The organism is Tissierellales bacterium (assembly GCA_025210965.1).
Taxonomy (GTDB): Bacteria; Bacillota; Clostridia; order Tissierellales; family JAOAQY01; genus JAOAQY01.
On sequence record JAOAQY010000019.1, the window covers coordinates 1 to 11,272 of the forward strand.

The 11,272-nt window shown below is 32.9% G+C and carries 10 protein-coding genes; 3 read left to right on the plus strand and 7 right to left on the minus strand.

What is annotated here, in order from left to right:
* Nucleotides 1-594: 594 nt before the first annotated feature.
* The 5 genes from N4A40_00945 to N4A40_00965 all read right to left on the minus strand — a co-directional run bounded on the left by N4A40_00945 (nt 595) and on the right by N4A40_00965 (nt 4,091).
* Nucleotides 595-1,059: a DUF4446 family protein gene (locus tag N4A40_00945; GenBank protein MCT4660396.1), complete on the minus strand. Its 465-nt coding sequence runs from the start codon at nt 1,057-1,059 to the stop codon at nt 595-597.
* Nucleotides 1,056-2,258 carry an aminotransferase class V-fold PLP-dependent enzyme gene (locus N4A40_00950; protein ID MCT4660397.1) on the minus strand — a complete coding sequence of 401 codons (1,203 nt, stop codon included), beginning with the start codon at nt 2,256-2,258 and terminating at the stop codon, nt 1,056-1,058. Before N4A40_00950 ends, N4A40_00945 begins: the two co-directional genes overlap by 4 nt.
* Nucleotides 2,259-2,810 (minus strand): cyclic nucleotide-binding domain-containing protein, encoded by a 552-nt coding sequence (locus tag N4A40_00955; GenBank protein MCT4660398.1) that lies wholly within the window; start codon nt 2,808-2,810, stop codon nt 2,259-2,261.
* Between the two features lie 5 nt (nt 2,811-2,815).
* Nucleotides 2,816-3,112: a hypothetical protein gene (locus tag N4A40_00960; GenBank protein ID MCT4660399.1), complete on the minus strand. Its 297-nt coding sequence runs from the start codon at nt 3,110-3,112 to the stop codon at nt 2,816-2,818.
* 142 nt (nt 3,113-3,254) lie between these two features.
* Complete coding sequence (locus N4A40_00965) at nt 3,255-4,091, minus strand: YjjW family glycine radical enzyme activase (protein ID MCT4660400.1); 837 nt, start codon at nt 4,089-4,091, stop codon at nt 3,255-3,257.
* Nucleotides 4,092-4,333: 242 nt separating this feature from the next.
* On the opposite strand from N4A40_00965, the gene N4A40_00970 reads away from it, so the two are divergent.
* From N4A40_00970 to N4A40_00980, 3 genes are all read left to right on the plus strand, one after another.
* The gene (locus N4A40_00970; protein MCT4660401.1) at nt 4,334-5,602 is read left to right on the plus strand and encodes a DUF1576 domain-containing protein; all 1,269 of its coding nucleotides are present in this window, start codon (nt 4,334-4,336) and stop codon (nt 5,600-5,602) included.
* Nucleotides 5,603-5,607: 5 nt separating this feature from the next.
* Entirely contained in the window at nt 5,608-5,955 is a 348-nt protein-coding gene (locus tag N4A40_00975) for a hypothetical protein (protein MCT4660402.1), read from the plus strand.
* 222 nt (nt 5,956-6,177) lie between these two features.
* Nucleotides 6,178-7,122 (plus strand): DUF3369 domain-containing protein, encoded by a 945-nt coding sequence (locus tag N4A40_00980; protein MCT4660403.1) that lies wholly within the window; start codon nt 6,178-6,180, stop codon nt 7,120-7,122.
* A gap of 25 nt (nt 7,123-7,147) precedes the next feature.
* On the opposite strand, the gene N4A40_00985 is transcribed toward N4A40_00980, so the two are convergent.
* The gene (locus tag N4A40_00985) at nt 7,148-10,015 is read right to left on the minus strand and encodes an EAL domain-containing protein (protein ID MCT4660404.1); all 2,868 of its coding nucleotides are present in this window, start codon (nt 10,013-10,015) and stop codon (nt 7,148-7,150) included.
* 12 nt (nt 10,016-10,027) lie between these two features.
* On the minus strand, nt 10,028-11,272 hold a 1,245-nt coding region (locus N4A40_00990), incomplete at its 5' end, for a sensor domain-containing diguanylate cyclase (GenBank protein MCT4660405.1).

Sequence of the window (11,272 nt, forward strand, 5' to 3'; positions counted from 1 at the left end):
CGTTCGTCCTGAGCCAGGATCAAACTCTCAATATAAAAGTTTAATTAAGCATCAGTCAAAACTGACGTAATTGACGTAAAAACAAAAATGTTTTTATGTTAATTCGTTGCGACTAAAAGTCGCATTGTCACAAAATTTTGTGACATTTTGGTTGCTCGTTTCATATATAAATGAAACGAAATTTATCTCACTATCCAATTTTCAAAGGTCGTTTTTCGCCTCCAGCTCTTCGCTGTCGACTCTTACGATTTTATCACCCAGCAGCTTGTTTGTCAAGAAGTTTTTTTAATTTCTTTTTTCAAGCAATCCGCCTCAGCGACTTTTTTATTATAGCAACTTTAACCATTTTTTTCAAGTACTTTTTTCAAGTTTTTATCCAAAAGTTTTTCGCTTGATTTGAATGTTTAAAGCAAGTTTGTCATCGGTGTTGCCTGACGACAAAACCTAGTATAGCAGGATTAATCTTTCATGTCAACACTATACTTAAAAGAAAGTTACTTCTAAATTTTCTGACGTTTCTCCTTGAGTTCAAAAACATCAAATAAAAAAGGTTTTATCGACAAATTTACTTATCAATAAAACCCCTATCCTCTTCTATTTACTCATAGCTTGTTTTAGTACTTCATTCTCTTCATCTGATAGCAAATAACTAGATTTTCCCTTTTCAATGGATTTTCCATACATACTACATCCATCTCGCCCATACAAGCTAGACAATATTATCCCATCGCCCACCTCATTTAATAGCGCTGTCGAGAAACTCATATTGCTTCCCATGTCGTCAAATGCATTGTAGCGTTTAAAACCTATTCTTTGAATACTACCATCTAGTTGCACCTGTAGTTTCTTTTCATATGACCTAGAATCCCTGACTTCAAGTTTTAAATTAGCGATATCCTCTTTGTTATTTATAATTACTTCATCTAATGACTCTCCATTAGTATTCTCTATAAGTTTTTCATACTTCTTCTCTACTTTTGAAATTTTCTTTAAAGCAATTATAAGTAAAATAAATAAAATTAACGAAACAACTCCCAAAACATATACATATGTCATCATAATTGTTCCTCCAAATTTTGATTATAATTCTCCGCAATTTGCTTCAATACATCTATAGCATAATCTATTTCTTCAGCTGTAGTCCCATGTCCAAAACTGAATCTTACGACGCCTTGCTCAAATGTTCCAATGCTTTTATGTGCTAGTGGTGCACAATGTAATCCAGGTCTTGTAGCTATGTCAAATTCATCATCTAATATATAGCTTATTGAGGATGAATCTTCTTCGCCTATATTTATAGGTACAACTGGAGCTCTTTTTTCCGATAAGTCAGGACCATAAACTTTAATCCCCTCTACATCCTTTATTCCCTGTAGAAACCGCTTTGTCATCTCCCATTTATGATTAGCAATTTTTTCTAGTCCTATCTCTTCTATATATTTAAGCCCTTCGCCCAATGCTATTATTCCCGGTGTATTAGGTGTTCCACTTTCAAATTTATCTGGATAAATCTCTGGCTGAGTAAATTCATAAGATTTACTACCAGTACCACCTTCTTCTATACTATCTAATATAATTCCCTCTCGAATATAAAGTGCTCCTGTCCCTTGAGGCCCTAATAAGCTCTTATGCCCCGTCATTGCAAGAAGGTCTATATCCATTTTTTCTACATCAATAGCTAAATATCCTGCTGATTGTGCTGCATCAACTAAATAAAGTACATCTTTTTCGTGTACTATTTTCGATATGCTCTCTATAGGAAAAATAGTTCCCATAACATTTGATGCATGCGTGGTAACAACCAATTTTGTATTATTCTTTATTGATGATTTAAGCTCCTCTAAGTCAATATGACCCTTTTCATCAGCTTCTAAAATAGTAGCTTCTACAATCCCACTATCTTTGAGCTTCATTATGGGGCGCAAAACAGAATTATGTTCCATAGTTGTCGTTATAACATGATCTCCTTTTTTTAATAATCCTTTTATAGCCAAATTTAAAGAAGCTGTTGCATTTCTAGTAATAACTATATCCATAGGATTCTTCGCACCAATAAAATTTGCAAGTCTCTCTCTAGTTTCATAAATACCACGACCTGCTTCTAGTGCTAATCTGTGACCAGAACGTCCTGGATTTGCACCATATTCTGTTATGACCTCAACCATTTTGTCAACAACTCTCTTTGGTTTTGGATAACTCGTTGCTGAATAATCAAAATAATACACGTTTTCCACCTCTGTCTCAATTTTTATTATCATTTATAGTAATTCATTAGTTCTTCTCAATCTCTTACTCAAACTTTTTAGCATTTTATATGAAAAATCAGGACTCATCTCTAAAAAATCTTGAAAATGTCTATCATATATTTCTACCACTAAGCAATCATCTTCTGCTAATGCCGATGCACTCCTAGGCATTTTCTCCAATAACGACATTTCTCCAAAAAAATCACCAGGTCTAAGTGTTGTAATGTATTGATTCCTCTTATTGTTATTTTTCACCCATATACTAACTTTTCCTTTTAATATAACAAACATCGATTCTCCTGGCGTTCCTTGTTCGAAAAAGTAGTATCCTTCATTACAACATTTAAATATACCTATTTTCTTTAGTTTTTCAAGTCTAGTTTTCTCTGAGTTAGACAGAACATTTTTACTGTTTTCTGTAGTCTTTTTCACAAAAGTACTTCCTGCATCAGTTTTTTCCCCATTTAAAACTTCTGCTGCAACTTCACAAGTACCTTCTCTGCACCACAAACCTTCCTTGATTTCTTCTATAAGCTTATCAAGTTCCGATTGTCTTCCTAACATTTACTTCACACATCCTTTTTCTCCCTTTTATAAATACCCTCTCCTATGCCTACCACTAATTCACTTCCCAAAAAAGCTGAGAATAGAGAAATCCAAATGGACTTGCTAGTCATCAATGCTGCAAAATATATTAGGCTAAAATAAAGATCCATTAATAAATTTCTTCTCCACTCCTTTTCTCTATTATAACCTATCTTGTTCCCAATTAGTTTGTATAATATGAAATTAAATACTCTAAAAAAAGCAAATAATTGTATAACAGCTATAAAATAACTTGGCAAATCCCTTATTTCTTGGGTCATTTTTTATCACCACTTTCCCTTTTGTCATCTGCCTTTTTTGCATCATTCTTTAATAATTCCCATTCTGCTTCGCTAAGCCCTATAGATTTTTTCTTTTTTCTTTGTATAGCTTTGATAAATCCATATTACTTCACTCCTATCTCTATACCAATACAACATTCTCGCAACCATTTTTTTCAGCTATTTTTTTAAGCATATCCATATCGTCATCACTTGGAGTATAACTATCTAAAAGTTCTTCTCTGACTCCCAAAGATCTATACTTTATTAGTTTATATCTGATTTTAGGATTTATTTTCGCTAAAAGTTTACTTCCCAAATCAATTGTATAACTATTATCTAGAACTCCTGGAACTACAACTGTTCTAATCTCATACAATTTACCTATCTTTGCTAGATACTCAATATTTTCAATTACTGTTTTATTAGTCTTTCCTGTAAGTTCTATGTGCTGCGCCTCATCATAAGCTTTCAAATCTATCATTGCAGCATCCATCACTTCTGTCAGTTTTTCCATTTGCTTAAAAGATTTATATCCATTGCTATCTACAAAACACGTCAAATTATGCTCCTTTACCTTTTGAAAAAGTTCAACTAAGAATGTTTCTGAAAGGGTACATTCGCCTCCTGATACTGTAATTCCACTTATGAAACTTTCATTCTCCAATATTCTTTCTAAAGCTTGATCCGTAGACCAACGATATATCTTAGGTGTACTGTCATGAGGACAATTTTTTATACACTCATCACATTGCACACATAATTCTTCATTCCAAATTACTTGCCTATTTTCCATTTTAAGTGCTCCGACCTTACAATAATCAATACACTTACCGCAATTCACGCACACATTTATCGTCTCTGGATTATGGCAATACTTACAATTGAAATTACAACTTTGAAAAAACAATGCAGTTCTATTTCCTGGTCCATCCACCGAACTAAATGGAATTATCTTATTTATACTCGCATATTCCATACCTTTACCCCATTTCTAAATATAACCTACTAGATTAACAGCTTAATTTTATTACGAAGGCTACCACTTGTCAAATTCTATATTCTATGAGATAATTTGAAGTTTGTGTTTTTTTTCACATTTTATTTTTAACTTTTTTAAACAACATTTCTTTGGTATTTAATAGACTCAAGGTAAAAAAATAGCGTATAATGAATACAATACTACATTTAAAATAGATTTTATATAAGGAGGTTTTTTTCGTGGAAAGTATTTTGCGAATACGAAAACTAAATGAAAAGCAGGAATATCTAGCTGGTCGTTTTTTCTTAGGTTGCGCTATGTGTGCTATGATATTAGCTTTCTTCGTTGATTCGCCAATCAATATTTATCATGGCTTAATCGATATCGTGAGATCATCCGATGTTCTCATAACTGATTATTTAGAAGTAGGAGGTCTTGGTGCAACACTAGTAAATTCTGGACTATTGATGTTTTTTAATTATATCTGCATGCGAAAGTTAAAGTTGAAAATCAATGGTTTCTTCATTGCTGGACTTTGGATTATTACTGGTTTCGCTTTTTTTGGCAATAATATAGTAAATGTAATACCAATATATTTAGGAGGTTTCCTATATGCTAGATATCAAGAGGAGTCTTTCGGTCGAGTTTTTATAATAACTATATTTGCAACTAGTCTTTCACCACTAGTAACTGAAGTTTATTACCTTTTTGAATTGTCTACTACTGCAAATTTATTGATAAGTCTTTTGGCTGGAGTTTCTGTTGGTTTCTTTATGCCTGTTCTATCTGCTCACATGGTCAAGATGCATGATGGATTCAATATATATAATGTAGGTTTGACTTCTGGAATTATCGGAACAGTTGTTATTGCTTTATTCAGAGGTTACGGGTATAATGTAACGACGCGACAAGTTTTATCGACTCATTATCACAATACATTGGCAGGCATAATGCTTTTGTTATTTTTATCAATGATTTTTGTTGGTTTTCGACTAAATGAAAAATCTTTTAGAGGATATAAAGATCTTTTACATTATTCTGGTCGTCTAATAACAGACTTTGTTTTCCTTACTGGTTTGGGATTAACTCTTATCAACATGGGTATCATGGGATTAATCGGAATGGCTTTTGTCTATTTGATAGGTGGTTCCTTTAACGGCGCTGTAATAGCTGGATTGCTAACACTGTGTGGCTTTTCTGCATTTGGTAATCATCCGAAAAATTCGATACCAGTAATGGTTGGAGTCTTTATCGCTGCACTTACTAATATATGGCCTATGGATTCTGTTGCAATGGTCATAACCGGACTTTTCGCAACTACATTGGCACCCATAGCCGGTGTGCATGGGTGGTGGGCCGGTTTAATAGCAGGTTTTATCCACACATCCGTAGTTATGAATGTTGGGTATTTGCACGGTGGAGTAAATCTTTATAACAATGGCTTTGCAGGAGGTATTGTCGCTTCTATTTTTGTACCTGTCATCGATGCATTTAAAAAAGGAGATTAGTGACTATGAAACATGAAATAAAAAAGCTATCTAAAATCGTAGATGAGTTGATTACTTTTTGTTTTCAACGCAAGTCACACGATATGACGATCTCAATAAAAGACCGTCCGGACTACTTTAAAGTCAAAGTGGTCGTTGACAACATTGATTTTACAGAAGAACGTGTTGTTCATCTAGCAGAACTTTTGAACTCTGGAAGACAACTGGAAATGGAAGAATATTATTGGGAACTTGCTGGAGAATGCGACTGCGATTCCGAACTTTGTCTTATAGGCATGATGGTCGACAAAGCTGAAGTAGAATACAACGAACCATCCTTAACGATAAAACTGTATCGATACAAAGTTAAATAATTTTTTCTTAATTCTAAGTTTTACGAGAAAAATAGCACTCGACTCCAAACATTTGATAATGATTGGGAGCCGGGTGCTTTTTTATTGCTTATTTAAAATCTTTTTACTCAATTAGATTTCTCTAAGCTACCAAGCTGTTAGGCTGCTAAGTTATTAAGCTATATTGTATGTGAATATTCTCTTTTTTCGGGTAAAAGTATTTCATACAGAGGAGGTCTTGATATGAATGATGATTTTTTATTCTTTGCCGAGGATGAAGAAGATGAAATTTTAGCAAATGAAGATAATAGCAATTACTGGAATATATTGATTGTAGACGACGAAGAAACGGTTCATAGCGTTACAAAGCTAGTACTAGAAGATGTAAAATTTGAAGATCGAGGCTTCAACTTTATAAGTGCACGAAATGAAAAGGAAGCTCGTGACTATCTCGAAAGTGATTTAGAAATATCCGTTATTTTACTTGATGTTGTAATGGAACATGATGATTCTGGACTTAGAATAGTAGATTTTATAAGAAATGAATTAGACAATCGACTTACTAGGATTATTCTCAGAACCGGTATGCCGGGTCATTCTCCAGAACGAGAAATAATATCGAAATACGATATAAATGACTACAAAACAAAAGTCGAGCTTACGTCAGAAAAACTTTATACAAGTATGATTTCTTCCCTAAGGGCATATAGAGATTTAAAAACTATAAGCGATACCAAAAAAGCACTTAAGAAGATAATTTTGGCATCTACTAAATTTTTCGAATACGAGTCTTTAGAACAGTTTTCAAGAGGAGTACTCGAACAGCTAACAGGTCTTTTATACCAATCTGATGCCTTTATTTACATTAATAGATATAATCAGATAGAAACATTATCAGAACAAAGTATATTTATAGGTACCGGGGTATATGAATCTGTAGATATGTCTAATCCAGATGCTATTCTTACCCAAGAAGTCAAAAAAATACTTGAAGAAGCAGTTTCTACCGATCATAGTTATTGCTCAGATGATGGCTTTGTTAAATGCTATAAAAATCCTCATGGATTAATTGATGTCATATTCTTTAGAGGATCTGAATCCATTTCTGAAACTGATAAAGACTTATTAGAATTGTTTACATTAAATATATTAGCTGCATATGAAAATATTTTGTACAAAATAAAATGAGAGCCTATGTAGGCTCTCATTTTCACTAACTATTTTCATTTTCTTTTAAAAGTTTCATAAACTCATCAAACGGTATTGGTTTACTATAATAATATCCTTGACCATATTCACAATTCTGTCTTCTCAAATACTCCGCTTGCTTTTTCGTCTCTATACCTTCTGCTACTGCTGACAGTTTAAGTCCCTTAGCTAATTGTATTATAACAGGAGCTATCAAATCCTCATTTCCCACTTCAATTGGATCTACAAATGATTTATCTACCTTCAATTTATCAACCGCAAATGATTTTAAGTAGTTTAGCGAAGAATATCCAGTTCCAAAATCATCAATAGCTACTCTCACTCCAAGTTCCTTCAACTCACGAAGAATATTTTCTGCGTGCACGTGATCTTTAACCAACATTCGCTCTGTAATTTCAAGCTCTAAATTATTTAAATCAAATTCGTATTTAGAACACGCATCTTTGACATTTTTCAGTAAAATATCTTCTTCAAATTGATTTGCCGCAACATTTACCGCCACAGATAAATTCGGTCTGATAGTATTTAATATCTTACCATCTCTACAAGCCTGAAGCAATACCCAAGTTCCTATGTCTTTTATAATGCCCATCTCTTCTGCTAGTGGAATAAATTTATTCGGAGACACTAACCCTTCCTTTGGATGCTCCCATCTTATAAGAGCCTCAGCGCTCACTATCTTCTCTGTATTCAAGTCCACAATTGGTTGATAGTATAGTACAAATTCATTCTTATCAAGTGCCATTCTAAGATACGTCGCAAGCTCTAACCTGTCACTTGAATTACTCTCTATTTCGTCAGAATAAAATTTATATCCATTTTTACCATTTTCTTTTACATAATTCATCGCTATCTGAGCTTTCCTCAATAGTGATTCTTTCGAATTACCATCTAAAGGATATGTCGAAATACCCATGCTACAAGTCATAGTAACAGTTGTACCAGCGAGTCTTAACGGCTCTTTTATCTTATCTTGCAAATGTTTTATCCATTTTACAAAAGATACATAACTTTTACTCTCAACTATCATGGCAAATTCGTCTCCACTTATTCTAGACAATATAGTATGATTTGGCAATGCTTTAAGCTGCTCTGCAATATGTCTAAGCACTTGATCTCCGCTACTATGTCCTATAGCTTCATTTATTATTCTGAAATTATCTAGCCCCACAATAACTACATTAAATAACTGTTTTTGGGGAGCATTTTTAATTATCATTTGATTTAATGATTCTACAAATATGTTTTTTCTAGGCAATTCTGTTATAGAGTCATGATTTCTCAAATAATCTATGTTCTTTTCAGCACGCTCTAATGCCGTTGCATCTTCAAATATTCCTATATATTTTGTTCCATCATCCTCTTCTATCCTAGCCAAACTAATTTTTTGAAGATAAGTTTCTCCATTCTTTCTTCGCTGTCTAATCTCGCCTTTCCAATTTCCCCTCGAAAGTAATACATCGTACATATCTCTTTCATCATCGTGCTCATACGGAATATTTGAAAATTTGAGCCTCTTTCCTAATACTCTCTCTTCAGAAAAACCCGTTATATTTACAAAGGCATCGTTTATATACACCACTCTAAATTTGTCATCGGTTATAAACATTCCTTCTTTAGCTTTAGCCAAAATTTGTGAATTCAAAAAAAGCTCTGCTTCTATTCTCTCTCTTTCAACCATCTCTCTCTTTAGTTTTTCTGTTTGTCCTCTGCTTTTTAGTATTTCAAGACTGATTTGATCAACCATTTTATTTACAGCATTCGCAAGCACGCCTATTTCATTTTGATATGCTATCAAATGAGTTGGTAATCTAGTCATATAATTTCCGTTTTCCAGCTCTTTTATTCCTAGCTGCATTTCATTAATAGGTTTAGTTATTGCCATTCCACTTTTATACGCTGCAAATATAACTATCAAAACAATCAATGCCATAGACATAACATATTCTAATATCAGTCTCCATATAGGTGCATAAATCTCATTTTTGGGTACTACCATTCCAAGATACCATTCATTTTCTAGTTCTATAAAGGCAAATTCTTTAACTATACCGTTGTATTCTATCTCTTCAGCACCTTGCTTTTTAAGCTCCATTTGTTTGGTAAGTTCTATATACTGCCCGCTATTAAGTTCCTTAAGGTTTTTGCCACTAAGCTCTCTATGAACTATATAATTATAATTTTCATCAATTAGCATTCCATATCCTGTCTCATAAATTTGTATACTATTTATAATCCCTTTTAGATAGTCCGTATCCAAATCTAAAAGCAAAAAACCTACTAAAATACCATCTTGTAATATTGGTTCATAATATGTAACCTCATCAAGCTCTCCAGCTAATGTCAAATTAAGCCACTTTTTACCTAAATTATCAGTGTATATATCATCTCCATATTGTTCTAGGTACTCTTTAGCTAATTCACCACTTTTATAAGTGGTATTTATCTTTGTCAAGTCATCTGATTTACCACTCACCCAAATCTTATAATTAGGTTGCAGATAATTCCCCCTAAATACAATAGAAGATCGCTTAACACCCTTTGATTCCTTTAAAAATTTAGAATTAAGGTATTCCATGGCCTTCCATGCATCTTGTTTCAACACTACTTCATCACTTTTTGTATCATCGTATCCTATGGCTCGATAAAGATCATCAAAAACACTTTCAATGCTATTAGCTATCATTTCGGTTTGCCTAAACACATCATTTATCCTAGCGCTATAGTATAATACATCTTTTTGAAATATTTCATCTGAATGCTTTTTTATTTGACCGCTTGCCCAATTGAAACTAACTACTCCGATCAATACAAGTATCAAAAAAGCAATCATGATATTATTTATAATAATTTTATTAGATATTTTTTTCATGCCCCTACCCCACTAATTATTGATTTTCTCAATAACGCCTTGATTTCGACCTCTTTCCTTTGCCTGATAGAGCGCTTTATCTGCTATTTTTAAAAATAACTCAGCATCGCATCTATCTCCATAGGAAAATCCAATTGCCACTCCAATACTAAGTGTAACTGTATTGTATTTTGAAGATTTTATATGTTCAATCTCTACTTGCTTGAGCCCAGAGTATATTTTTTCCAATACTTCCAGAACATAATTTTCATCGGCATTTGATAGTACTATAGCAAATTCATCTCCACCATATCGTGAAACCAAATCATTTTTTAAATCTATACTTCTTGCCAATATTTGGGCTACTTCTATTAAGCAATCATCTCCTGCTAAATGCCCATAATAATCATTATATTCTTTAAAATAATCTATATCTATAAGCATCACAGCGCTTTGTAAAGATCTCTCTCTACTAGATTCTATTAATTCCCCTAAGTATTCATCAAATCTTCTTCTATTTGCAATTCCCGTAAGCCCATCTAGCATAGTCAGACCTTTTAACCGTTTATTAATTCTCTTAAGTTTCTTCTCTGCACGCAATCTATTTTTTATTTCCAACCTAAGTGAATCTGATTTTTGAGAATTATAAAGTGCTATTGCAACATAAGACGCAAGCGCCCTTACAATTTCTATATGATTTTTATCATAAGCATTTTTTTTAGGTGACTGTATAGTCATTACTCCAAGTATATTGTTTTCAGCAAATAATGGCTCATATATAACAGATTTCATAGGTGTTTTTGCTTTCGGTAAATCTTCAAAGCCCGCAATATAATCATGAATTTCTTCATCAACATCATCTATAAGTATCTCAAGTCCACTATTGTAACAATACGCGCCTAAACTCCTATCATCATTCGGTTTGGTTGAATATTGATTTCTTCTTTTACCATCTTCCATATAAAGTTTGTACACTATTTTTTTTACTTTAGAATCATAAATTCCGATTCCAAAACTATATGCATCCATAAGTTGATTGAAATTTCTATAAACTGATTCCAATACCTTATCTAAGTCCAATGTAGAAGTCAGTTCTTTTCCTATTTGAGAAATCAAATGTATTCTGTCATAAGCTTTCTCTATAGCATTATTTTTTTCTTGCAACGATATGCTTTTCAACTTGTATATTTCTTTTTCACGCTTGGATTTTTCAAGTTTAAATTGATTACTTATAAACTCAAGTCTATTCTCCATTTGCTCATGTAATAATTCGTGGTC